At 45.7% G+C, this 22,928-nt stretch carries 26 protein-coding genes; 13 read left to right on the plus strand and 13 right to left on the minus strand.

Features of this window, described 5'->3' with window-relative positions; genetic code table 11:
- Positions 1-25 precede the first annotated feature (25 nt).
- From apaG to lptD, 5 genes are all read right to left on the minus strand, one after another.
- Positions 26-406, minus strand: a complete 381-nt coding sequence (gene apaG, locus L1D44_RS08105) for a Co2+/Mg2+ efflux protein ApaG (RefSeq protein WP_239889656.1) — start codon at positions 404-406, stop codon at positions 26-28.
- A gap of 148 nt (positions 407-554) precedes the next feature.
- Positions 555-1,367: a 16S rRNA (adenine(1518)-N(6)/adenine(1519)-N(6))-dimethyltransferase RsmA gene (rsmA, locus tag L1D44_RS08110; protein ID WP_220769079.1), complete on the minus strand. Its 813-nt coding sequence runs from the start codon at positions 1,365-1,367 to the stop codon at positions 555-557.
- Positions 1,368-1,383: 16 nt separating this feature from the next.
- Positions 1,384-2,367, minus strand: coding sequence for a 4-hydroxythreonine-4-phosphate dehydrogenase PdxA (gene pdxA, locus L1D44_RS08115; RefSeq protein WP_220769130.1), 984 nt, complete (start codon positions 2,365-2,367; stop codon positions 1,384-1,386).
- 4 nt (positions 2,368-2,371) lie between these two features.
- Positions 2,372-3,676 (minus strand): peptidylprolyl isomerase SurA, encoded by a 1,305-nt coding sequence (surA, locus tag L1D44_RS08120; RefSeq protein ID WP_239889657.1) that lies wholly within the window; start codon positions 3,674-3,676, stop codon positions 2,372-2,374.
- 127 nt (positions 3,677-3,803) lie between these two features.
- On the minus strand, positions 3,804-6,128 hold the full coding sequence (lptD, locus tag L1D44_RS08125; RefSeq protein WP_239889658.1) for an LPS assembly protein LptD: 2,325 nt from the start codon (positions 6,126-6,128) through the stop codon (positions 3,804-3,806).
- A gap of 153 nt (positions 6,129-6,281) precedes the next feature.
- Here lptD and L1D44_RS08130 point away from each other — a divergent pair, with 153 nt between their 5' ends.
- From L1D44_RS08130 to L1D44_RS08150, 5 genes are read left to right on the plus strand one after another with little or no spacing between them, the layout of a single operon-like run.
- On the plus strand, positions 6,282-7,304 hold the full coding sequence (locus L1D44_RS08130; protein ID WP_239889659.1) for a phosphotransferase: 1,023 nt from the start codon (positions 6,282-6,284) through the stop codon (positions 7,302-7,304).
- Entirely contained in the window at positions 7,305-7,973 is a 669-nt protein-coding gene (gene murU, locus L1D44_RS08135; RefSeq protein ID WP_239889660.1) for an N-acetylmuramate alpha-1-phosphate uridylyltransferase MurU, read from the plus strand.
- Positions 7,973-8,752, plus strand: coding sequence for a co-chaperone DjlA (djlA, locus tag L1D44_RS08140; RefSeq protein WP_239889661.1), 780 nt, complete (start codon positions 7,973-7,975; stop codon positions 8,750-8,752). The genes murU and djlA overlap by 1 nt, the downstream gene beginning before the upstream one ends.
- A gap of 34 nt (positions 8,753-8,786) precedes the next feature.
- The gene (locus L1D44_RS08145; protein ID WP_239889662.1) at positions 8,787-9,398 is read left to right on the plus strand and encodes an outer membrane beta-barrel protein; all 612 of its coding nucleotides are present in this window, start codon (positions 8,787-8,789) and stop codon (positions 9,396-9,398) included.
- A gap of 11 nt (positions 9,399-9,409) precedes the next feature.
- Positions 9,410-10,363: a D-2-hydroxyacid dehydrogenase gene (locus L1D44_RS08150; protein ID WP_239889663.1), complete on the plus strand. Its 954-nt coding sequence runs from the start codon at positions 9,410-9,412 to the stop codon at positions 10,361-10,363.
- Positions 10,364-10,463: 100 nt separating this feature from the next.
- Here L1D44_RS08150 and purT read toward each other — a convergent pair whose 3' ends face one another.
- Entirely contained in the window at positions 10,464-11,639 is a 1,176-nt protein-coding gene (gene purT, locus L1D44_RS08155) for a formate-dependent phosphoribosylglycinamide formyltransferase (protein ID WP_239889664.1), read from the minus strand.
- 315 nt (positions 11,640-11,954) lie between these two features.
- Between purT and L1D44_RS08160 the strand changes: the two genes are divergently transcribed.
- From L1D44_RS08160 to L1D44_RS08170, 3 genes are all read left to right on the plus strand, one after another.
- Entirely contained in the window at positions 11,955-12,341 is a 387-nt protein-coding gene (locus L1D44_RS08160; protein ID WP_239889665.1) for a DUF3302 domain-containing protein, read from the plus strand.
- Position 12,342: 1 nt separating this feature from the next.
- Entirely contained in the window at positions 12,343-13,479 is a 1,137-nt protein-coding gene (locus L1D44_RS08165; RefSeq protein ID WP_239889666.1) for an HlyD family secretion protein, read from the plus strand.
- Between the two features lie 137 nt (positions 13,480-13,616).
- Complete coding sequence (locus L1D44_RS08170) at positions 13,617-15,086, plus strand: AAA family ATPase (RefSeq protein ID WP_239889667.1); 1,470 nt, start codon at positions 13,617-13,619, stop codon at positions 15,084-15,086.
- An 82-nt stretch (positions 15,087-15,168) separates the two neighbouring features.
- On the opposite strand, the gene L1D44_RS08175 is transcribed toward L1D44_RS08170, so the two are convergent.
- On the minus strand, positions 15,169-15,726 hold the full coding sequence (locus L1D44_RS08175) for a DUF4136 domain-containing protein (protein WP_239889668.1): 558 nt from the start codon (positions 15,724-15,726) through the stop codon (positions 15,169-15,171).
- A gap of 117 nt (positions 15,727-15,843) precedes the next feature.
- Here L1D44_RS08175 and L1D44_RS08180 point away from each other — a divergent pair, with 117 nt between their 5' ends.
- Positions 15,844-16,155, plus strand: a complete 312-nt coding sequence (locus L1D44_RS08180; RefSeq protein ID WP_239889669.1) for a DUF1289 domain-containing protein — start codon at positions 15,844-15,846, stop codon at positions 16,153-16,155.
- Here L1D44_RS08180 and L1D44_RS08185 read toward each other — a convergent pair.
- The 4 genes from L1D44_RS08185 to L1D44_RS08200 are packed head-to-tail and all read right to left on the minus strand — an operon-like array spanning position 16,142 to position 19,440.
- Positions 16,142-17,410: an ATP-binding protein gene (locus tag L1D44_RS08185; protein ID WP_239889670.1), complete on the minus strand. Its 1,269-nt coding sequence runs from the start codon at positions 17,408-17,410 to the stop codon at positions 16,142-16,144. The genes L1D44_RS08180 and L1D44_RS08185 overlap by 14 nt on opposite strands.
- A gap of 19 nt (positions 17,411-17,429) precedes the next feature.
- Positions 17,430-18,143, minus strand: coding sequence for a response regulator (locus L1D44_RS08190; RefSeq protein ID WP_202720571.1), 714 nt, complete (start codon positions 18,141-18,143; stop codon positions 17,430-17,432).
- Complete coding sequence (locus tag L1D44_RS08195) at positions 18,143-18,559, minus strand: DUF3019 domain-containing protein (RefSeq protein WP_345773630.1); 417 nt, start codon at positions 18,557-18,559, stop codon at positions 18,143-18,145. The genes L1D44_RS08190 and L1D44_RS08195 overlap by 1 nt, the downstream gene beginning before the upstream one ends.
- Before the next feature lie 5 nt (positions 18,560-18,564).
- Positions 18,565-19,440, minus strand: a complete 876-nt coding sequence (locus L1D44_RS08200) for a MipA/OmpV family protein (protein WP_239889671.1) — start codon at positions 19,438-19,440, stop codon at positions 18,565-18,567.
- A 248-nt stretch (positions 19,441-19,688) separates the two neighbouring features.
- On the opposite strand from L1D44_RS08200, the gene L1D44_RS08205 reads away from it, so the two are divergent.
- On the plus strand, positions 19,689-20,225 hold the full coding sequence (locus tag L1D44_RS08205) for a GNAT family N-acetyltransferase (RefSeq protein ID WP_239889672.1): 537 nt from the start codon (positions 19,689-19,691) through the stop codon (positions 20,223-20,225).
- Here the strand turns inward: L1D44_RS08205 and L1D44_RS08210 are convergent.
- Complete coding sequence (locus tag L1D44_RS08210) at positions 20,222-20,707, minus strand: YcxB family protein (protein ID WP_239889673.1); 486 nt, start codon at positions 20,705-20,707, stop codon at positions 20,222-20,224. The genes L1D44_RS08205 and L1D44_RS08210 overlap by 4 nt on opposite strands.
- Before the next feature lie 136 nt (positions 20,708-20,843).
- Between L1D44_RS08210 and L1D44_RS08215 the strand changes: the two genes are divergently transcribed.
- Complete coding sequence (locus L1D44_RS08215; RefSeq protein ID WP_239889674.1) at positions 20,844-21,179, plus strand: DUF1971 domain-containing protein; 336 nt, start codon at positions 20,844-20,846, stop codon at positions 21,177-21,179.
- Between the two features lie 33 nt (positions 21,180-21,212).
- Here the strand turns inward: L1D44_RS08215 and L1D44_RS08220 are convergent, their stop codons facing one another.
- A complete protein-coding gene (locus tag L1D44_RS08220) occupies positions 21,213-22,097 on the minus strand; it encodes a universal stress protein (protein ID WP_239889675.1) in 885 nt (294 codons plus the stop codon).
- A 324-nt stretch (positions 22,098-22,421) separates the two neighbouring features.
- Between L1D44_RS08220 and L1D44_RS08225 the strand changes: the two genes are divergently transcribed.
- Both L1D44_RS08225 and L1D44_RS08230 read left to right on the plus strand, forming a co-directional pair.
- Complete coding sequence (locus tag L1D44_RS08225; RefSeq protein WP_239889676.1) at positions 22,422-22,658, plus strand: hypothetical protein; 237 nt, start codon at positions 22,422-22,424, stop codon at positions 22,656-22,658.
- Between the two features lie 23 nt (positions 22,659-22,681).
- Positions 22,682-22,927 (plus strand): hypothetical protein, encoded by a 246-nt coding sequence (locus L1D44_RS08230; protein ID WP_239889677.1) that lies wholly within the window; start codon positions 22,682-22,684, stop codon positions 22,925-22,927.
- The last annotated feature ends 1 nt before the right edge of the window (position 22,928 follow it).

Genomic DNA, 22,928 nt, shown 5'->3' on the forward strand with positions numbered 1-22,928 from the left:
TTTTACCTAAATATGATTTTTTGCTTTAGTGAAGTAAACCGGGGGTGGATAAACGAAAGGCTGATATTGGCGCTTCAAACTCATTGCCGCGGCTATCGACCATAGTGTAACTGCCCTCCATGACGCCCAGTGGCGTCTCGAGTACGGTGCCACTGGTATATTCGTAGCTACTATTGGGTTTTATCGTCGGAGTCTCTCCTACAACACCTGCGCCATGCACTTGGCTTTTTCGGCCATTAGCATCCGTAATACACCAATGGCGACTCTTGAGAGTAATCTCTTCATTGCTTAAATTGGAGATGGTTACGGTGTAACTAAACAGGTACTTATCTTCGTCCGGTGCGGACTGGGTTTCAATATATGATGTTTTGACATCGACACATACAGATGATGCTATTTGATTCATATCGTCCCCTAAAAGATGCAGTTAATTTGATTGTGTGTAGTTCATACTTTCATCTTAAATGGACTGTTGCTGAATTAACAGGTAATAATCTATAAAAAAGGTATAAAAAAAGGGCAGTTAACTGCCCTTTAGAGAGAAATCTATTTGATTAACTCGATGCTTTCTTATCGAAAACATGGTTAGCCATCGCCACATATTGGTCAACGCGGATCTGCTCAGGTCTGAGTGTCGCATCGATGCCGAGTTCGGCAAAGTCTTCATCTGATAATAACTGTTTAAGGTTATTTCTCAGTGTTTTACGACGCATGTTAAATGCAGTCGTCGTTAAGTTTCTAAGCAGCTCGACATCTTTACATGGCCAAGGCTTATCTTTATACGGCACCAGGCGCACAACTGCTGAGTCTACTTTTGGTGGCGGCGTGAAACAACCAGGTGGCACTTCAAGCACTGGCATTACTTGGCAGTGATATTGTGCCATCACGGTTAGGCGACCATAGGCTTTGGTGCCTGGCGCTGCAGATAGGCGTAGAACAACCTCTTTTTGCAGCATAAAGTGCATGTTTTCAATATGCTGAGCAAATTCAAATAGGTGGAACATCAGCGGCGTTGAGATGTTGTATGGTAGGTTACCAAACACCTTCATCTGCTTGTCTTCACGCACTAATTGCTTGAAGTCAAACTTGAGCGCGTCACCTTGGTGGATCTCAAGCTTATCTTTAAGCACTGGATGCTCTTGTAAACGCTCAACAAGATCTTTATCCAACTCGACAACGATAAGTTTATCAATGCTGGTAGCCACTGGCTCTGTTAATGCAGCCAGACCTGGACCAATTTCTACCATGACATGGTCGTTATCAGGTGAGATAGCACCAACGATGCGATTAATCACATTCTCGTCGGTTAAGAAGTTCTGTCCAAAACGTTTTCTGGCCGTATGGCCTAAATGTACTTTATTGCTCATGAGGTAATTTTTATCACTAATTCTTTGCGGCCAAATCAATGGCTTTATTTAATGCGCAGACGAAACTGCCGATATCGGCGGTGCCTGTGCCTGCAAGCTCTAAGGCCGTACCATGGTCGACCGAGGTTCTTATATAGGGTAATCCTAGAGTGATGTTGACGGAACTGCCAAACCCTCTAGATTTTAGTACTGGAAGTCCTTGATCGTGGTACATGGCGAGTACGACGTCAGCATCTTCTAGGTATTTAGGTTGGAACAGAGTATCGGCTGGTAGTGGGCCGATGATATCCATATCGAGTTCTCTCAGCTCATTAAGTGCTGGGATGATGGTATCGATCTCCTCTGTGCCTAAATGGCCATCTTCCCCTGCGTGAGGGTTTAGACCGCACACATAGATCCGTGGTGACTCGATAGCAAACTTTTCGACTAAATCCTTGTGTAAGATTTTGACGATTTGATGCAGGCGATCACGGGTAATGGCTTTTGATACGTAAGCCAATGGGATATGTGTCGTAACAAGCGCCACCTGTAAACCAGGGGCTGCAAGCATCATCACTACATCTTGGCAATTAGCCTGATTGGCGAAAAACTCGGTGTGACCGCTAAAAGGAATACCAGCTTGGTTGATAATGCCTTTATGAACTGGGCCTGTTACCACAGCATCAAATTCACCAATCATGTTTTTCTCGCCGGCAAATCTTAATGTGTCAACGACATAGGCACTGTTGGTTTCATTTAACTGTCCACAAACCGCTTCAGCTTCAAGGGTAAACGGTACAATCGTGAGTGTGCCCGCTTCTTGAGCCTTAGGTGGCTGGTTTGGTTGATATGGACGCAGCTGAATAGTGAGCCCCAGCTTTTTGGCACGAGACAGTAACAGTTCTGGATCAGCACAAACGACTAGCTCAGCAGGCCAAGCCTGCTGAGCTAGTTGTATCACTAAATCTGGGCCGACACCCGCCGGTTCTCCCGGCGTGATGGCAATGCGTTTAGTCACAATAGTATTAACCTCGGTTCGTTTCTGGCTCGAAAATATCGATAAATGCTTCTGCGCGCATCTCATCTAACCAGTTTTGTAACTCTTCATTAAACTTACGACGATAGATCAGCTGATGAGCTCGATTGGTATTAAACTTATCGGTCGCGTCTGTTGTGCGTTTCTCTTCTAATTGAACAATATGCCAACCGTGAGTTGAGCGGAAAGGCTCACTATACTCACCGACTTTAAGGCTATTGAGCTCTTGCGCAAAAGCAGGAACATAGATATTAGGGTCTGCCCAGCCAAGCTCGCCGCCTTTAGCCGCTGAACCTGGATCTTCAGAGTATTGACGGGCTAAGTCTTCAAACTTAGCTTCTCCAGATTTAACTTGAGCAAGGAATCTGTCCATCATGCTCTTAGCACGCTCTTCAGAAAGAATTGGCGATGGCTTAAGCAGAATGTGACGGGATTTAACCTCTTCCACTTCTTTCGTCTGTAGTCCACGAGCATCCATAATTTTGATGATATGGAAGCCTGATGCGCTCTTAATTGGGCCTATGATATCACCAGTTTTAGCATCGCCGACCACTTCTGCGAATAAAGTGGGCATTTCGTTGATGTTCATATAGTCCCAAATACCACCTTCAAGTGCTTTGGGGCCAGAAGATGCTGCAATTGCGATGCTTCTGAAGTCATCACCATCTTTTAGTCGTTTCATTACCGCCGAAGCTCTTTTGCTTGCTGCATCAAGCTGTTGGCTGTTGGCATCGCTTGGTACGTCAATTAGGATGTGACCAATCTGGAACTCAACATCCTTAAGCCCCTGTTCATTAATAAGCTTTACGAGGTTATTGATCTCTTGTGTCGACACTTGAATACGACGCTGAACCTGAATTCGTTGGATTTCACCTAGGGTGATCTCTTCGCGAAGCTGTTCACGGTACTGAGCAAAGGTGGTGCCATCTTTCTCGATTTCCGCCTTCATCTGCTCGACAGTCATCTTCTGCTCTTTAGCGATGTTTTCGATAGTTTGGTCCAGTTGTAAGTCACCAATATGTAGACCGATTCTATCTGCCATCTGTAGCTGTAGGCGGGTTAAGATCAAACGCTCAATAACCTGAGTGCGCAGCGCCGTATCTGAGGGCAACTTTTGACCCGCATTGGCTGCGTTAGCCTTGATGGTCTTAACCATTCCCGCGACTTCGCTTTCTAAAATGATCCCTTCGTTTATCTGCACGGTTACGCGATCGAGTGGTACTGGCGCAGCTTGAATTGTCTGGCTCATTGCCAATGTAAAAAGAGCAAAAATCAATTGGTTACAGCGTTTCATCCACTAAAGTCCTTGGCATTTATTGAGTGTCATCTGCGGCATTTGCATACCGCATTAATGATTCTATAGTCCTGCTTTGACTGCATGTCGTCAGCTAGGTTCAGCATTTCTTTACGTTATTTGTTTGCTAATTCTTCAAATAAAGCGGCTTACGGTAGTTAAATAGGCCGTCATCGAGCATATCTGACACCCCTAATGGGCCTGAACCACCGAGTCCTTTGATGATAAAGTTTAGGTAGATCCCGCTTTCAAATAGCTCTCGAGTATCCTGTACTGGATTATCTTCGTCAATATAATTGGTCTTAATGCGGTAATGATAACTCAAACGCACCGCCCAGCAACACGATTCATATTGAAAACCTGTGTAGGTCTCTACCGCTCGGCTTTCATTGAGGTCGTAATACCAGTTACCCACTAAATATAAGTTGTCATTAATTGGCCAAGCACCACGAAAACCTAACTGCTTAATGTCCACCGACTCATTGGTGTTAGTGTTGAGCAGATCGGGTACATAGCGATAGCTCGCCTGTAGCAGCTTATTGGTACCTGGACGATAGTCGACAGTTACCTCACTCTTCTTATTTTCGCTCTCTTTAGCGTCATATTGAATCGAGCCGCTTAAGAACCAGTCTGAATACAGCTGAGTCGTTAATTCCGCTGCGATGGCAGAGTTGGAGGTGTTCTCCTGCACAAAGGTGTCGTTGGTGCCATTAACATCATGGATACCGACACGGCTATCTTCTATATAGATAATTTGACCAAGACTGAACTTAAATACTTCACGGTTTTGTTCGTTAAAGAGTCTGGTGGTCAAACCTAAGGTAAACTGATTGGCATCGGCGATACGATCTAGACCCGAGAAGCGACGATCTCTAAATAGACCATTGTAATCCTCTTGCAATAGAGCGGTATCGTAGATACCGATATCAGATTGATCCTCATAACCTACATACAGGTATTGGAATTGAGGCTCAAGTGTTTGACGATAGTTGGTATCGAAATAGTCGGTGAAGCGCTCGAAGTTAATCTGACCATGGAGTCGTACCTGAGGCAGGGTACGATTGACTCGTTCGGCAAGATCCGTGTTCGCTAGGTTAGAGTTGTCATCTTGCCAATAGTTAGTTTGGAGAAGCTTGACTTCACTCGTGAAAGAGCCCGCTGGGCCATGTATTGGATAAGAGATACTCGGCTCAAGATGCACACGAGTCGCCGTAGAGTATTCACTATCTTGATGCTCGAAGTTTGTCGCTTCACTGTATAGATTGAAGTCTAAACCGTGCCAATAACTTGGAGCGCGGTAGTTAAAGGTAAACTGCGGCATGACCTGATAAGGTTTTTCTTCCTCACCAAGCACCTTAATATCTTGCGCACGAGCACTGAAATCCCAGTTTTCTTCAAAATAGGCGATCTCACCAATACGAGTTAATTGGTTGTCGGTCGCTCTCTGCACATCGGAGTTCAAGTCGTTAAAGTAGTTGTTATCCGATACATCGGTATAGTTCGCCAGTACGCGCCAGTTTTTATTGATGGCACCACTGTGCTCCCAGTGATACAGGTAGCGGTCTGGACTATTGACCAGCTTGTCATCGTTGGCAAGGTACTCAAAGTTCAGCTGTCCTTGCTGTCTCTCACCGGCCAAGTATCTGAATTCGGTTTTAGTGTATAGACCACGGGCCGACATATAATTGGGCGTAAAGGTTAAGTCATATTCTGGTGCGATATTCCAATAATAAGGGGTAGCAACCTCCACACCATTGGTGGTACTGGTACTAAATGTTGGAAAGAGGAAGCCAGATTTACGCTTATCCGAAACTGGGATGGTCATGTAGGGCACATACATCACAGGCACGCCGGCTATTTTAATCTTAGCGTCCCAAATCTCTCCCCACTCTTCGGTACTATCAATCTTGATGCGGTTAGCTTCGAGCAACCAATCTGGATCTTTACCAGGACAGGTGGTGAAGTTAGTGCCCGATAGCAGCAGGTTATTCTCTTTGGTGATTTCGAGTCTGTCAGCATCACCATGGATCTGTTGTCCTGTGAGCCAGTATTGCGCGCCACTTAAGACAGCGCTGTTGCTGCGCATCTTAGCGACCAAGGAGTCGGCGGTAACCGTGAATATCTCGTCTTGAAAGACTAAGTTACCATTGGCTTGAAGCTCTTCCGCTTCCTGGTTGAGAATAGCCTCATCGGCGGCGATATTACGTCCACCTTGACTGAAGTTAACATCGCCACTGAAGGTGGCTTGTTTGCCCATCTGTGCCGAAGAACGATCGGAGCTAATATAGATCCGTGCTAAATCCTCAGCACTATTACCTTCGTATAGTGGAACATAGGGCTTTACTGGAGGCTCAACAACACACTGTGAGCTTGTTTCGGCAACAGTTTCGGTTTCGTCTGCTAAGACTAATTGGGGAAGCAGGCACAAGGCCAAAAAATAACGGATCTGCATCTTAGGTCAATTAATTATGATTTCTTAGTCTGGACGGTGAAGAGGAGGAAGTTGACCCTTTCCTGGGCAACTCAGCCAAATAATTTTTTTCAAGTGCTTAGCTGTTTCCATTTTGTCGTTATAATAAAGCAATTTCTTCTTAAGAGCCATGAGGTGCCCTTGTCAGATCCTAGATTTCTTCAGTTAAATGCATGGCTAAACCAGTATTTTAATGGAAATGTATCGCCACAGCTAATATCTGGCGATGCAAGTTTCAGACGCTACTTTAGAGTTATGGTGAATAATCTGTCTTATATTGTAGTCGACTCTCCGCCTAACCTTATCGATATTAGCCCCTTTATTCAATTAGCTGATAGTTATTCGAAGCAGGGGATAGCCGTTCCGCAAGTGATCGCCAGTGATAAAGACCAAGGCCTTATGCTACTGAGCGACCTCGGTGACGTACAGCTGCTATCTGTACTCAATAAAGCGACTTTGCAGCGGTATTATTCTCAAGCATTGCTGTTACTCAAAGACATTGCAAAAGTGACTCACACTCAAGCAGGCGAATTACCTCAGTATGACGCTGAGTTTGTGATACGGGAACTCAGCATTTTTACCGAATGGTTAGCGGTGCATCATCTTGAGTTAGCGCCAGAGTTAGTGCTAACCCATACCGAAGCTCCGTTTAAAGTGTTAGTCGATAATGCCTTAGCGCAGCCGCAGGTGGGGATGCATCGTGATTACCATAGCCGCAATATCATGTTACAAGATGAGCAGCTTAAGGTGATCGATTTTCAAGATGCGGTGATAGGGCCTGTGACCTATGATGCGGTTTCACTTTTGCGAGACTGCTACATTCGTTGGCCTGATAGTGAGGTCGAGACCTTAATGCATCAGCACTATCGCCAGTGCATAGAGGCTAAACAGATAGACTCAAGTGTGAGCTTTGAGCAATATCAGCGCTGGTTCGACTTGATGGGTATTCAGAGACATATAAAAGCGGCGGGTATATTTGCTCGGCTTAATTATCGTGATGGTAAACCAGCCTATATGGCAGATATTCCGCTGACGCTCGAGTATATCCGTGATATTGCTGGCCGTTATAGCGAGCTTCAGCCTTTGAGTCAGTGGATAGCAGAGGTGATTATTCCGGCGGTGAAGGCTAAAGGTGAGCTTAACAGTGAAGGGCTATAAATGAAGGTTATGATTCTAGCGGCGGGGCGGGGTGAACGCCTGCGACCATTAACTGATTCTCTGCCAAAGCCTTTGGTTGAGGTGGCAGGAAAGCCTTTGATTGTTTATCACATAGAAAAGCTCGCCGCAGCGGGCTTCAATGAGATAGTGATTAATCACGCTTGGTTAGGCCACAAGTTGGTAGAGACATTAGGCGATGGCAGCCAGTGGCAGGTCAGTATCCAATACAGTGAAGAAACATCGGCCTTAGAAACCGGGGGCGGCATAAAGCAGGCGTTAAGCCTGTTAGGAGATGAGCCATTTTTGGTGATTAATGGTGATATCTTTATCGATGAACTGCCAGCTATTGCGGCATTGGAATCGCATAAACTGGCCCATCTTTGGCTAGTGGATAATCCGCAGCAGCATCCAAACGGAGACTTTTCGTTGCATGGCAGCCAAGTGTCCGATGTTGGCAGTGATAAGCTGACGTTTTCGGGCATGGGGGTTTATCACCCTCAATTATTTAAAGAAACGCCCGCAGGGGCATTTGCCTTGGCGCCTCTACTTCGTGAGGCCATGGCCAACGGTTTGGTGTCGGGTAGTCATTATAATCACTATTGGTGCGATGTCGGCACGATTGAGCGGCTGACACAAATTGAAGCTCGTGAAACAGGTAAGGTTAGATAATGCGTATTTGGGGTAAGGTTTTCGGCTTCATCATTGGATTTATGTTCGGCCGTTTAGCCGGGGCAATATTAGGGCTTTGGCTGGGTCACATGTATGACCGTAAACAGAGTAAGAAGGCCGGCTTTAGTGGAATAGGTAAGCGTCAGGCGCTGTTCTTTAATACCACCTTTGCAGTGATGGGGCATGTAGCAAAAGCATCGGGTCAAGTGACCCAAAACGATATCCGTATGGCGACCTCGCTGATGGATCAGCTTAAGTTAAGCGGACAGGCAAGAGCCGATGCGCAGGCGGCGTTTAGAGAGGGGAAAGAGGCTGACTTTGATATCTATGCCTGTCTAAAAACCTTTAGGCTGATCTCCATGGGCCGTAAAGAGCTGCTACAGATGTTTTTGGAGATCCAAATTCAAACGGCGCTTGTCGATGCTGAGTTAGATCAAAAAGAACTTTCAATTCTGGCTATCATCGCCAAAGAGCTTGGCTTTAGCCAAAAGCAGTTAGATGACTTACTTGCACGTTGGCAGGCTGAGTTTAATTTTCACCGCAATGGCGGCAAGGATCAGCAGACCTCGGTTGAAGACGCCTATAAGCTGCTGGGGGCGTCTGAGTCGATGTCTGATCAGGATATCAAGCGAGCTTATCGAAAGTTGATGAATGAACATCACCCCGATAAGTTAGTTGCTAAGGGCTTACCTGCTGAAATGATGGAAATCGCCAAGTCAAAAGCGCAAGATATTCAAGCCGCTTATGATAGGGTAAAGAGTGATAGAGGCATGCGTTAATAACATATCAACGATAAGGTTATAGGGACATACTATGAAAAAGTGCTTAGCAGTATTACTGGGTTCATTTTGTGCTTTACCAGCGATGGCGGAAGTTTATGTTGCGCCGTTCGGGGGGTACAGCTTCGGTGCGAGCGAGTTTGATATCTCGAGTACGGAGACCGAAGAGAAGGGACAGGTCAAAGTCGCCGAATCGCAAAATTATGGCGTAATGCTTGGATTTACCACAAAAGATCCCGGTAATGTTTATCTACTTTATAGCCATCAGGGGACGGATTTAAAAACTGGCGATAATTTCAGCCCTAAAATCATCACCTCGATGGATGTGGATTACTTTCACGTGGGGGGCAGTCTCTACTTCCCAATGCAAGGTGTGAAGCCTTATGTTACCACTAGCCTAGGTTTAACCAATATGCGTCCAGGCGGAGCATACTCTAATGAGACGCGCTTCTCTGTGGCAATCGGTGGCGGTATTGAATATCAGGCCACCGAGACATTTTCACTGTTTGCCGAAGTGAAGGGCTATGCCACCTTTATCAATGCCGATAATGCCTTGTTCTGCGGTAATGATGGCTGCCTGTGGAATATTCAGTCGGACATTATGTGGCAGGGGCAAGCCAATATTGGAGCTAGCTTGAAGTTTTAAAAGGCCGTTTTATGAAAATTGTGGTACTCGATGGATATACGCTAAATCCAGGCGATCTTGATTGGCAAGCGTTAGAGGCGTTTGGAGAGTTAAGCGTTTATGATCGCAGCGCTCCCGAAGAGGTACTAGGTCGCAGTCAGGATGCAGAGATTATTTTTACCAATAAGACTTTGCTCGATGCAGGGATATTAAAGCAACTGCCTGAGCTTAAATATATCGGTATCCTCGCGACAGGAACCAACGTCGTGGATCTTAAGGCCGCGAAAGAGTTAGATATAGTGGTAACCAATGTACCGGGTTATGGTCCCGATGCGGTTGCACAAATGGTCTTTGCCCATATCCTTCATGCCACCCAGCAGGTAGCCTTACATTCTGAGGCGGTGAAGCGCGGAGTCTGGAGCCAGTCGCAGGATTTCTGTTTTACCCTTGCGCCATTGCAATCATTAAAAGGTAAGTGCCTAGGCTTAATTGGTTTTGGCGATATTGGTAAAGTGGTCGCACAAATTGGTCAGGCTTTTGGAATGAAAGTACTGGTAAATACCCGTAAGCCTAAAATAGATCTACCTCAAGGCTGCTGTTGGGTAGAGCGAGAGTCGTTATTTGCTCAAGCAGATATTATTTCGCTGCACTGCCCATTAACCCCAGATACCGATAAATTGATCAATGGGGTTGTGCTTGAGAAGATGAAACCCTCGGCAATCTTGATAAACACCGCCCGTGGAGGGCTGATAGATGAGCAAGCCTTAGCAAAGGCGCTTGAAAGTGGGCAGTTGGCTTTTGCCGGTGTTGATGTGTTATCGACAGAGCCGCCAGCAACAGATAACCCTTTGCTTAAGGTAAGCAATATCAGTATTTCCCCCCATAATGCTTGGGCGACAATTGAAGCGAGACAGAACCTACTCAATATCGCAGTCGATAACCTATTGCGCTTTATCCAAGGAAAGGTGAGTAATCGAGTTAATTAGCTTAAATAGCGCATTAGATTGGCACGGTTTAAACAAAGAAGCCTCAAACAAGGCTAATTCTATTTAGCAAAAGTTTGAGGCTTTTTATTGGCAAGTTGATTTATAAGATGACGTTAACCTTGCTGGCGGCGTTTAAGGCTTTCGCTACCGCTTTGTCGATATTTGCATCTCTTGCTAGTGCCACTCCTAGACGCCTCTTGCCATCGATTTCAGGCTTGGCAAATAGCCGCAGTTGAGTATTTGCTTCAACTAATGCTTCGGCAACTCCTGAGAACTGAATGTTGTTCGAGCAACCTTCGGCTAAGATCACCGCCGATGCACTCGGCCCGTGCTGAGCGATATTACTAATAGGCAGCCCTAAGATCGCACGCACATGCAGAGCAAACTCGGAAAGATCTTGGCTAATGAGGGTCACCATGCCGGTATCATGGGGGCGAGGTGAAACCTCAGAGAAGTAGACTTCATCACCTTTAATGAACAGCTCTACGCCAAATAGGCCGTAACCACCAAGTGCTTCAACGACTTTCTTACCTATAGCTTGTGATTTCGCTAATACGATATCTGACATCGCCTGTGGCTGCCAAGATTCACGGTAATCACCATCTTCCTGACGATGGCCGATGGCGTCACAGAAGTGTACGCCGTTTACCGCACTGATGGTCAGTAGGGTGATCTCGTAGTCGAAGGCAATGAAGCCTTCAACGATGACGCGCCCTTTACCCGCACGACCACCTTCTTGGGCATACAGCCAAGCAGATTCAATTTGTTCTTGATTGCGAATAACACTCTGGCCTTTGCCCGAAGAGCTCATCACAGGCTTAACGACGCAAGGTAGCCCTATAGTCGCGACGGCATCGTGGAACTCCTGCTGGGTATCGCAGAAAAAGTAGGGCGATGTAGGAATGGCTAAGGTTTCGGCTGCTAAGCGGCGTATGCCTTCACGATCCATGGTTAATTGAGTGGCTTTAGCAGTTGGCACTATATTAACGCCCTGGGCCTCCATCTCAACGAGAGTTTGCGTGGCAATGGCTTCGAGTTCAGGGATAACTAAGTCAGGCTGTTCGAGTTCAATGAGTGACTTAAGTGCATCGGCATCAAGCATGTTAATAACGTGAGAGCGGTGGGCAACTTGCATCGCGGGGGCATTCGGATAACGGTCGACTCCGATGACTTCGATACCATAGCGTTGCAGCTCGATTGCCACCTCTTTACCCAGTTCTCCACAGCCAAGCAACATGGCGCGCTTAGCATTTGCAGATAGAGCAGTACCTATCATTATGTTTACCTTTTTAGATTGTAGGGAATTGTTATCAGTTGCAGGGCTGATAAGGCTTTCAAGCTTGCAACATGTTGAAAGCGACTTTTAGGCTTTCAATTTTTATTTGGGCTAAGTGTAACGTGCCGCCTATTTGTCTAGGTTAGATTTAATGGCAAGTGTGCACAAGATCACTTAGCTTAGCGAAATTAATGATCGCTAATATGCGGTTTTTAATCAAAAAAAATGGAACTATCGAATTAATGTTGCCAAGATGCTGCTAGAATGTTTCTCAAGGCTCGATTGCCGTAATGACGGTTTGATAAGGAGTGCACCGTGTTTTTAGATTATTTTGCGTTAGGAATTATTTTTTTCGTTGCGATTTTTATCTTCTATGGAGTGATCGCAATCCATGACATCCCCTATGAGATCGCCAAGAAACGAAACCATCCCCAGCAGGACGCCCTGCATATTGCCGGTTGGGTGAGCCTGTTTACTCTGCATGCAATTTGGCCATTTTTGTGGATCTGGGCAACCCTTTACCGCGAGGACCGTGGCTGGGGCTTCCAAGAGGTGGTTGAGAAAGAGCAAGTGCTGGAAAGCGAGGTAAAAGGATTGACTGAAAGCGTTAGAAAGTTGGAGCAAAGGTTGGCGGATATGGAAGCTTCTCAAACCGGGCATTCTCAACCTGCCCCTTCTCAAACCCGCAGCGAGGAGGTGTAACATGGACTTACTACTCATACTAACCTATACCGCCGTTTGTATCGCAATCTTTAAAATCTTTAAGATCCCACTGACCAAGTGGACTGTGCCGACCGCAATACTTGGCGGGATATTTATCGTCGGTGCGCTTATCTTATTGATGAACTATAACCACCCTTATACGCCGTTTGCGAAAGAGTATTTCGTGACTACGCCGATTAACCCCGCGGTTAGAGGTGTGGTGGTATCGGTGGAGGTTGAGCCTAACACCCCTATTAAGAAAGGCGATGTACTGTTTAGAATCGACCCGACCCCCTTCCAGGCGATTGTGAAACAAAAACGTGCGGCGCTCGTTGCCGCAGAGCTTGAAGTGCCTCAGTTGGAGGCTGCGTGGGAAACGGCAAAAGCCGCAGTGACACGCGCCACTGCCGATAGGGATAGAACCAAGTCGGCATTTGAGCGTTATGAGAAGGGACGTAAACGCGGCGGTGTTAACTCACCCTTTACGGAACTTGAGCTTGATAATAAACGTCAACTCTACTTTGCCTCAGAAGCACAGCTGACAGCGGCCAATGCTGAAGAGTTAAGAGTGCGCTTAGCCTATGAGTCCAATGTTGACGGGGTAAATACTAAGGTTGCAGGCATTCAAGGTGAGCTTGAAAAGGCATTGTTCGATTTAGAGCAAACAGTGGTTAAGGCGCCTGCCGATGGTATGGTGACGCAGATGGCACTTAGACCCGGTATCGTCGCCGTGCCTATGCCACTCAGACCGTTACTGAGCTTTATTCCCGATGAAGAGCGGGCTTTTGTCGGTGCCTTTTGGCAAAACTCTCTACTCAGATTAGAAGAGGGTGATGAAGCCGAGGTGATTTTAGATGGCGCGCCAGGTCAAGTGTTTAAAGGTAAAGTCGCAAAGGTTTTACCTGCAATGGCCGAAGGTGAGATCCAATCATCCGGTTCTTTGGTTTCTTCTAGCCGTTTAATGGTTCGAGGCAGAGCCTTGGTATTGATAAAACTTGAGGATGATGAGGTGAGAACCCGCTTCCCAGCAGGTGTTTCTGGCCACGCGGCGATCTATACCGAGCACTTTGCCCATGTATCGATTATGCGTAAAGTACTCTTGAGGATGCAAGGCTGGCTCAACTACCTATTTCATTAATCTGTTGCAATAATAGGCTTAATTGTGGCCTATGCTGGTACAAATTGAACCAGACTTGATATAAAGGGACCTAAGTGTCCCTTTTCTTTTTGGGAAATGTGCCCTCAGTGCTAATCGAGCTTTGCTCAAGGACTTACATGCAAGATATTCAAGATCTCACCGCCGTGTTGCGCTCAAATACTCCGATTGTCGTCATAGAGACCTATGAGGAATACCGAGTGATTGAGCTGCTAAGAAAAGTCTCTAATATACTCTACCAACCTCTGTTTAGCTGGAGCATTACTCAGGGCTTGATGCGGGTCGATGGCGGCATGGGGCGGCAGAAGTTCAATTGCGAGCCTGGAGATATCCTCGGGCAAATCAAGTCGACAAAGCAGCAGGGGATCTATGTATTGTGCGACTTTCACCCCTTCGTAGAGGGGGCACCGAAAAATGTGCGCCTACTGAAAGAGATCGCCCTTGAATATGAAGCCCTGCAACATACAGTCGTGCTTGTGAGTCATGAGTTTGTAATCCCGCCAGAGATTAAACGTTACTGTGCTCACTTTAGGCTGTCTCTACCCGATACTGCTCAGCTGATGAATCTTGTCTATGAACAGATCGAAAAGGTGCGCAGCCAAGGCGTAATGCTTAATGTCGACGACACAGCAGTGGCAAAGCTTGCTGACAATCTACGAGGGGTCACTTTCGACGATGCTAGGCGTCTTGCCCATAAGGCGATAGTCGATGATGGCGCGGTCACTCATTCGGATGTAGACAGTATTAACCGTGGTAAGTTTGACCTACTGGATATGCAAGGTGTGTTGCACTTTGAGTATGACACCAGTGACTTCTCTCAAGTGGCGGGGCTACATAATCTTAAGCAGTGGCTGAGTCATAGAACGCCTTCATCACAGACACAGATGCTTGTAGACAAACCTAAGGGGATCTTGCTGTTAGGCGTACAGGGCAGTGGTAAGAGTTTAGCTGCCAAGGCTGTTGCTGGGATGTGGCAGAGGCCACTACTTAAGATGGATATGTCTGCGCTCTATAATAAGTACATAGGCGAAACGGAGAAGAATCTGCGTAAGGCGCTTGAGCTTGCCGATCTTATGTCGCCTTGTGTGCTCTGGATAGATGAAATTGAAAAAGGCTTAAGTAGCGGTAGCAGCGATGATGGCACCTCTAAGCGCATTTTAGGTACCATTTTAACTTGGATGGCGGAGCGTAAGTCCGATGTCTTTCTCGTGGCTACGGCCAATGATATCAGTGCACTGCCACCCGAGTTGATGCGTAAGGGGCGCATGGATGAAATCTTCTTTGTTGACCTACCCGATGCCGAGATTCGACAGGCTATCTTCCTTATTCATCTGCAGCGTCGCCAGCTCGACCCTATGCAGTTTGATTTAGCCCAGCTTGCTAAGGTGAGTCTGGGCTTTTCTGGTGCCGAGATTGAGCAGGCTGTGATCTCCGCCATCTATACGGCGAAGGCATCGGAGCGAGAGGTGGAGCAGAGTGCTTTAGTTGACGAGCTGATGAAGACGCGTCCCCTTTCTGTGGTGATGCGGGAGAAGTTGCAAGCCTTAAGGCACTGGGCTGAAGGCCGTACGGTTAATGCTCATCGATAGCAGGCAGGCTCGAGTAACACTATTCTCAATTAGGATATGGTGATGAACCGAACATATGGTGTTCGGTTCATTATGGCGAATATTACTTCTGTGTTTTAGGTGGGAACTGTGCGAGGATTTTAGCCACTGTAGCCTTAGTTTCTTCCGCCTTGGCTTCACCGCCGTCATCGAAGTTGAATTTATCTGTTCCGCGCCAGACAAGTTGGTTGGTTTTAGGATCGATAATATCAATCTGTATGGTTTGTATTTTTGCGGTATCACTACCAACAGGAACATCCACGCTGGTACCTATACTTGCCCCACCTGAACTCCCCCAGGTCCCAGTGCCGATCCCAATAGAAAAGCCTGAATCTTTGGGCTTATTTTCAACCTTAAAACCATAGGCCACATAAAAGTCTGGGGCTTCCGCTTGGGCGACAAAGCCTTGGCTGACAAGTGAAGTGGCTATCGCTTGCTGAATTCTATTGGCGCTGAGCGGGTCGCTATTCTTGTTGGGCGCTAGCTGTGAAAAGCTCTTTAAACGAGAAAAGTCATAATTTAGGTCATAATCATTTTTGGGGGTAGAGCTACATGCTGCGAGCATGAATAAGGGAATAATTAATAGTGAGAATAGATAACTTGCTCTTTGTCGTTGCATCATTGAGTGACCTCTTATGATTTGGGAAGCGGCTAATCGATCTTGTAATCGCGAAAGCTAGGTTTTAAATGACCGTATTTATTTTAACCATTCATTGTCAAGATAGTATATGTTTAAGGAATGGAGCAGTTAGAATTTTTTGAGATCCCTAGCCCCTGTATCGGCGTGTGCCAAAGTGATGCAAGAGGCTACTGTAAAGGGTGTTTTCGCAACCGAAACGAGCGCTTTAATTGGCTAGAGTTTTCAGATGCACAAAAATACGATGTGATTCGCTTATGCAAGCAACGTAAGCGGAGGCGTCAGCTTGCCTTATTAAAAGCAAAAAAGGCCCAGTTATTAGACGAAAGAGCCAAAGTGAATAGCAGCCTAGATTTTGGTAAGCAGCCAGCGGCAGAACCAAGCGATAATATCGATGATTTTAAGCTTGATTAGTTGCAGGCCAGAATAGGGTAAATTGGGTCAAGCCTGGACGGCTTGTCAGTTTCACCTCTGCATGATGTCTGTCCATTATCCGCTTGATTATTGCTAAACCTAGACCATGCCCCTTATTGCCATTTTTGCTGCTTGCGCTGCGATAGAAAGGCTCAAAGATCTTACTCTGATCTTCCTCTAAAATCCCCTCGCCATCATCGGTAACTGAGAGATGCACGCCATCACTGTCTTGGGCGATCTTAACGATAATATCACCAGTAGAAAACCGTTGTGCGTTGGTGATGAGGTTTTGCAGTGCACGCTCAACTAATGAGGGTTCGGCAACTAAGTAGATAGTGTGCGCAGGCGCATCGAGAATAATCGGCGTTGGATGATGGCTCTGTAAGCGTCTAATGGTCTGTGCCACTAAGCTGTTTAAATCACAGCGTTCAAAGTTGAGCGATTCTCGCTGAGTCTCAAGGCTGGCGTAGGTGAGCAGCTCTTGGATAAGATCTTCCATCTCTTTAATATCAAGTTGCATCTCATCGAGAAAGCGCTGACGCTTAGCTATATCAGACTCTGGTTTGCAGTACTGGGGCAGCAGGGCTAAGGCAAACTTTAGTCGCGCCAGCGGAGTGCGGATCTCATGAGAAACGGCATTAGAGAGGTGCTTCTGGTTTTCGATAAGTGCACTAATATGAGCGGCCATATCGTTGAAGGTGTTTGCTAGTGGCAATACTTGGGAGCGCTTGGTTAGCTGGATCCGAGTGTTCCACTTGGCCTGGCCAAACTCTTTGGTCGCCTTGCGTAAGATCTTGAGATCTTTCGATAGCGGCCACACCCAAATAAGCGCAATAAAGGCCAATAACAGATAGAAGAAAATATTGTAGATACTTCTCAAGCTGGCAGCCGGGTCGATTGCGATAGGTCCTGCCATTAACACTTGCTCACCCACAGCCACAAATTGCAGCTCGTGATTGATATCATAGGGGGTGGCAATCACTTTATCTGGGCCCAAAAGCTGTTCGTTAGAAAATGCCACTTGGTCAGAGTCGAGTAGAGTCAGGGGGAAATCGGGGTCGGCTTTGATAGTGTCGAGCATCTCTTGGCGCTCTGCTGCTGGCAGAGTCGATAATACTTGCGCCAAAGCGACTAAAGGTGCATCGAGTGCACCTTTTTCGTCAACGTTGTTTTGCCATAAGTTATCGAGTGTCCAGCCAATGCCTAAAAAGCCAATGCTGAGCAGAAGATAGAGGCTAAGAAAAAGACGTTTCATCTTTTATTGATGCATAGGCCTAATTATTCCACGCTTCAGGTGCGAATAGGTAACCTTGACCCCACACGGTTTTGATCCTGAAGGGGGTTTCAATATTATCGCCTAACTTCTTTCTCAAGCGCGAAATCCGTACATCAATCTTTCTATCCTTACCGTCAAAGTCGATATTTAGCAGGTACTGATAAATGTACTGACGGCTCATCACTTGGCCAGCCTGTGATGCGAGCAGCCAAAGCAGCTCAAATTCGTGGCTGGTTAGATCGACTTCCGTATCGCCTAAACGAATAGCCTGAGTATGTGGGTCTATGCTGAGCTTACCAAAGCTAAGACAGTGAGACTCAACCTGGGCAGGTTTTGCCTGGCGACGTAGTAAGTTATTGATGCGGGCGACTAATAGTGCTGGATCGACGGGCTTAACCACATAGTCATCTGCACCCAGCTCTAAGCCTTTGATCTGATCTTCATTTGAACCTAGAGCGCTCATTAATAAGATTGGACCTGCAAAGTAGTCTGGTAGCTTTTCGCACAGGGTTAAACCGTCCATGCCTGGAAGCATAATATCTAGCAAAATAATATCAGGCTTATAGTTTATTAGGCGAGTCAGTACCGTATCGCCTCTACGCTCTACCTCGACGTGCATGCCATGCGATTTTAAGAAATCGACAATCAAATTGGCCAAACGAATATCATCTTCGACTAACAAAACTCTATGCGTAGATTGAGAGTTGGTCATTAGAATAAGCTCCATGGGTTGCGATATCGTCGCCTAACTTGAGGCGAAGAAGCTGGTGTTACTTTTAATTTTACACCCGCTAATGTCTCGTGGGTATCTTTGTCTATCATCACAAACTGAATATCACGATCAGAACTGATATTGACGGTTAAAGAGTGAATGCTTGGTGACGGAGAGCACCATTTCTTTAAATCTTTGTAGTCAGATATGATGCAGATTGTTTTGTTTGTTAACTGGTTCCATTCTAAAGTGACTTCAATATCGCAGGACTGCGCATTCTCGGATGTAATGCAGATCTCTGGAGATAGACTGAAATTAGGCGTCGAGTCTTCAGTACTACCTACTGCGACAGCAGAGGAGCTCAGGAATGAGCCCAACAGTATCCACAGCAATATGAGTTTTAATTTTGAAAACACTCGAGTTAAAACCTATACGCTGCGCCAACAAAATAGGTGGTCGTATAATCTTTATCGACAAGAGGGCTGTCAACGATTTCATCGGCGATGTCGGTGTAACGAGCAACTAAGAGTAAATTCCAGTTTTCAGTGAGTACATACTGACCCGTAAACTCAATGCTCTGATTCAATGCAGACTCCGCTTGATATTCTTGGTTCCAGAAGAGGCTCTCGCTCGGCCTTACACCATAATAGTAATCGACCACCTCTTCACTCTTCCAGTCTAATACGGCAGCAAACTCAAAATTCCATTTATCTAGAGGAATGTTGTAGAACCACTTTAACTTAGACTCAAGGCCGTCATGAACATTTAAAATATCATGAGCGACGCTGGCATGCACTATACCAAATCGGGTGTAAATAAAAGCCTCGGCTCCGCCAAGATATGTAAAGTTTCGATTTTCTAGTTCGCCAATAACAGGTTCCGGTGCCACTCTGCTACCGAAGGTGGAGACCATAGGTGAAATGGCACGTTGATTACCGCTACCACTTAATAGAAAAATATTCGAAGGATCCCAACGATAGAAGAATGCGCTGTCATTACTGAAGGTGGTGACGAGGTTAAGGGTGTAGTTTTCTCCCTCTGCCAAGGTGTAGCCAATATTCCCGTTATCAAAAAACCAACGCTCGCCGTAATAGGCGATGGTCGGTACCACATAGAGCGGAATATCTTTGTAATCTTTGAGGAGGTTAGATTTATTACCATAGCCAAGAGTAAAGCCAAGATCCCAACGACCGACTTCAATACAATCGGTGTTGTTGTCACAGCTTGTTGGAACGCTCGCTGAGCTAGGGCCAGAATATAGGCTAATAGCCAACAAAAGCGCTAATAAATATGGCATTGAAAAAGTCGACTCACGATTACAAAATTAACAAATGAACCCATAGAGTATCATCTATTAGAAAAAGCAGCATGTTAGATAATAAATTTGTTGCAAACTGATACAGGTTGTAAATTGAACAATTTCTCTTGTCGATTTATCCATTAAGAGGAAGTAAGTAAGGTTAAGAAAAACCTTAGGCCTTGACACTCAAGGCGTTTTCTTGAAAGTTAACCTATAGGAATAGCATAGAGAAATAGGAGAGGCTGGTGACTGACTCGCATATACCACTGGATACGGTGAAAACTAATTTGGTAGATATTGATATTCGTCACAGTCTAGATGGCGATATCGAGGGGATCTGTCAGCTCTATAGCCAACCTAGCTGTTATAGAGAAACACTGCAGCAGCCTTTTCCATCTTTGCAGTTATGGCAAAAACGGTTGCAGGACTTGCCAGCTAACTTCTATAGCCTAGTGGCTATCAGAGATGGCGAGGTTGTGGGCCAAATCGGGATGGAGGTGTTTAGTAATCCGCGTCGAAAACATGTGGCCAATATTGGTATGGCGGTGCATGAGGCTTACCGAGGAATGGGTATCGCTTCGGCTCTACTCGATACCATGGTGTCCTTGGCGCAAAACTGGCTTGCAGTGAGGCGGATTGAACTTGAGGTCTATACGGATAATCACTTAGCGATCAGCCTCTATAAAAAGCATGGCTTTGTGATAGAGGGAGAAATGCGTGAATATGCTTTTCGTGATGGCGAATATATCGACGCATTTCTGATGGCGAACGTCAGAGACTAACCGTTTTTCTCTGGTGTCTTGTTGAGCACAAATTGAGTGGCGGTCTCATCTAAACTGCGCTTCGATAGGTAACTGGTTCCTTTACTGTGTTTGATTAAGAAACCTTGTTCTGTTGGCGTGATGCTAGTGACATCTTGCCACAAGATAGTACCTTGCACATAGAATGAGTCATTAGTAATGCCTGACTCATCTATGGTAAGGGTCACTTCGTTGTTAGCGGCTTTGCTCATCATCTGGCGCATCAGCCACCAGGGCTTTCTAAAGTAGACACTGACGGCTTCGAGTGCGCCTAGGGCGATGATGAACCAAGAGGCATAACCGTTGATATTGGTTAGCATTAAGGCGGTACCCACTACCGTGAAGATAATGGCCTTGCGATACGCGCGTATAGAGGTGTCGACCACAACAGATTCATCGTAGCACTCACTAAAATGGCTTTTATCTAATGTGTATTGTGTGGTGTAGCTATATTGTTCGTTCATTGTTTCTCATTATTACTGCAAGGACTTGCGAATGAATATCGGAATAATTGCGGTTGATTATAGTGGTTAGTTTGCTGATAGTCGCTTAACTTGAGCTTAAATAGCATTAATTAGATTTTATAAATAAGGATGGAGTATGGCTAAGATCCCTGCTGATTACGTGAACTACAAATCCACTCCGGTATTTGAAAAAAATAATGTACCTAAGATGTTTCTTCATCTGCATAACACTAAGGCGGGTGTTTACGGCCAAATTCAGGTGTTGAGTGGAGCGCTTAAGTTCTATGGATTTAAAGACCGGCGTGGAGAGGTGGAGCAAGAGCTTGTCATCAAGGCGGGCGATACAGGTGTATCACCTCCTCAGTATTGGCATAAGGTGGAACTTCTCAGCGATGATACCCAGTTTAGAGTCGACTTCTGGGCACAAAAGGACTCAGATATCGTCGTTCAAAATTTATCAGAGCGTGATTAAAACAGCCAATGTTAGTGAGTTAGTGTTAGTGGATTAGTGCAGGTGGGGTTTGATGGCTAATATATCGCATTTCAGTTCATCAACGAGTACAGATGATGTGTGGCCCTTTAACTCACTGATTAACCCATGGTGCTCTCCGGCGCCAATAACCAAAAGGTTGGCATCACATTGGTTTGCGACGGTGGGGATCACGTGATCAGGTAACCCCAGCTCGAGGTGTAGCTGGTCATTTGTTAGATGGTAGCTTTTGGCGCTGCTGACTAAACGGTCCCAGTGTTGTTGTTTTTGCTCTTTATCAGAGCTTTGGTTACTCACTTTATTAACCGACATACTCCAGTTTTCCAACTGATAGCAGTTAAGTAGGTGGATGTCATTGTCCAATAGTGATGCGAGTTGTTGGCTATCATCGATTAGGCACTGGTTTAACTCTTTGTGTTCGGTATTGGAATCGGCAGTTTCTAAGGCTGTGAGGATATGTCCTTGAGCACGCCAGCTTTTATTGCCCACAATCATAATGGGTTGCTCACAGTCACGCAAAAGATGGGCTTCACCGCGAGGGAGAAACTCACTCAAGATTGCATTGTGATGTTTATTGTTGATGATGATTAAGTCGTAATCGCCGCTATGGGTTTCATTGAGGAGCGCGACATGGTCTTTGAGGTTATTGATACTTTTTATCTCAACCTCTACGCCTTGGCGTTGGTATTTGGCTAAGAGTTTTTTGACGTAAAGCATAGGGTCGAGAGCGTTATTTGGAATGAGCCCTATTTTGCTTAATAGGTTGCTGTAGGGGCGATCGATTTTCAGTGCAGTGACTTTAGAGTGGGTTTTTTTGGCGAGCTGTAATGCCTTGTTTAGTGCAAATTGTGCCGGCGAGTCATTATCTATCACCGTTAATGTATGGTGGTACGCTATCATGGGGAGGTACTCCGTTAGCCTTACACTCCCTTGCGATTAACGCTTGTCCTTAACTTAAGTAAACTTAGCCCATTACCCAGTAAAGGCACAGGTTTACTAATACTAAATCACACTTAAAGCAAGCTTTGTAAGTGCATTCTGGTCTACTGCAATATAAGTGATTGATTTAGCCCATATCCATGAATTACTCATTCAAGTTATTTCAATGAATTTCTTTAATTGAAAAACCATCTTACAGTTGTTAACAATTGTTAACCTGATATTAACCTTGGGTGTCGGTATGGTTTTACGCTATAGGAAAAGGGCGATACAGGGAGGTGCAAGATGCAACCAAAAATGGATAAGCCAAAAAGTGATGCAATGGAGTCTAAGAGCCAACTTGAGCCGCAAACTAAGCAGATGGAGAATAGGAGTTGGGGGCTAGTTGATTTAATCGAGATGCAAACTGAATTTGCTCTATGCCAATCGATGGCAGGTTCGAAGACGTTGACGGCTATGGTCTGTCTCGGGCTCTTGGGATACGGCGGATTTATTTTATTGCTATTTAAAATGGCATCGTGAATTTAATCGCTAAGGAGAGCGTAATGTTTGCATTGGCAGCTGAATTACTGTTTTGGGTTATCTGGGAGTTTGCTCTCTCTTATCTGTTTTACTTTACAGGAGCACTGCTGCTCTATCTATTTAGTCTTGGAAGCGTTAACTATCCTCTGTCTCCAACACGGTTTCTATCTAGCTCAAAAATAAAAGGCAGAAGGGGCAGTGATAAACCTTTTTTGTTGGGTTTTGCTTTTTACATTGGCTTATTTGTGCTTGCAATCTGGATGTATTGAA

This window comes from Shewanella sp. Isolate13 (assembly GCF_022398325.1).
GTDB lineage: Bacteria > Pseudomonadota > Gammaproteobacteria > Enterobacterales > Shewanellaceae > Shewanella.

Bases quoted from the DNA above. Each gene is read 5' to 3' on its own strand.
- apaG (WP_239889656.1), bottom strand. From the start codon at position 406: ATGAATCAAATAGCATCATCTGTATGTGTCGATGTCAAAACATCATAT.
- rsmA (WP_220769079.1), bottom strand. From the start codon at position 1,367: ATGAGCAATAAAGTACATTTAGGCCATACGGCCAGAAAACGTTTTGGA.
- surA (WP_239889657.1), bottom strand. From the start codon at position 3,676: ATGAAACGCTGTAACCAATTGATTTTTGCTCTTTTTACATTGGCAATG.
- lptD (WP_239889658.1), bottom strand. From the start codon at position 6,128: ATGCAGATCCGTTATTTTTTGGCCTTGTGCCTGCTTCCCCAATTAGTC.
- murU (WP_239889660.1), top strand. From the start codon at position 7,305: ATGAAGGTTATGATTCTAGCGGCGGGGCGGGGTGAACGCCTGCGACCA.
- djlA (WP_239889661.1), top strand. From the start codon at position 7,973: ATGCGTATTTGGGGTAAGGTTTTCGGCTTCATCATTGGATTTATGTTC.
- L1D44_RS08145 (WP_239889662.1), top strand. From the start codon at position 8,787: ATGAAAAAGTGCTTAGCAGTATTACTGGGTTCATTTTGTGCTTTACCA.
- L1D44_RS08150 (WP_239889663.1), top strand. From the start codon at position 9,410: ATGAAAATTGTGGTACTCGATGGATATACGCTAAATCCAGGCGATCTT.
- purT (WP_239889664.1), bottom strand. From the start codon at position 11,639: ATGATAGGTACTGCTCTATCTGCAAATGCTAAGCGCGCCATGTTGCTT.
- L1D44_RS08165 (WP_239889666.1), top strand. From the start codon at position 12,343: ATGGACTTACTACTCATACTAACCTATACCGCCGTTTGTATCGCAATC.
- L1D44_RS08170 (WP_239889667.1), top strand. From the start codon at position 13,617: ATGCAAGATATTCAAGATCTCACCGCCGTGTTGCGCTCAAATACTCCG.
- L1D44_RS08175 (WP_239889668.1), bottom strand. From the start codon at position 15,726: ATGATGCAACGACAAAGAGCAAGTTATCTATTCTCACTATTAATTATT.
- L1D44_RS08180 (WP_239889669.1), top strand. From the start codon at position 15,844: ATGGAGCAGTTAGAATTTTTTGAGATCCCTAGCCCCTGTATCGGCGTG.
- L1D44_RS08185 (WP_239889670.1), bottom strand. From the start codon at position 17,410: ATGAAACGTCTTTTTCTTAGCCTCTATCTTCTGCTCAGCATTGGCTTT.
- L1D44_RS08190 (WP_202720571.1), bottom strand. From the start codon at position 18,143: ATGACCAACTCTCAATCTACGCATAGAGTTTTGTTAGTCGAAGATGAT.
- L1D44_RS08200 (WP_239889671.1), bottom strand. From the start codon at position 19,440: ATGCCATATTTATTAGCGCTTTTGTTGGCTATTAGCCTATATTCTGGC.
- L1D44_RS08210 (WP_239889673.1), bottom strand. From the start codon at position 20,707: ATGAACGAACAATATAGCTACACCACACAATACACATTAGATAAAAGC.
- L1D44_RS08215 (WP_239889674.1), top strand. From the start codon at position 20,844: ATGGCTAAGATCCCTGCTGATTACGTGAACTACAAATCCACTCCGGTA.
- L1D44_RS08220 (WP_239889675.1), bottom strand. From the start codon at position 22,097: ATGATAGCGTACCACCATACATTAACGGTGATAGATAATGACTCGCCG.
- L1D44_RS08225 (WP_239889676.1), top strand. From the start codon at position 22,422: ATGCAACCAAAAATGGATAAGCCAAAAAGTGATGCAATGGAGTCTAAG.
- L1D44_RS08230 (WP_239889677.1), top strand. From the start codon at position 22,682: ATGTTTGCATTGGCAGCTGAATTACTGTTTTGGGTTATCTGGGAGTTT.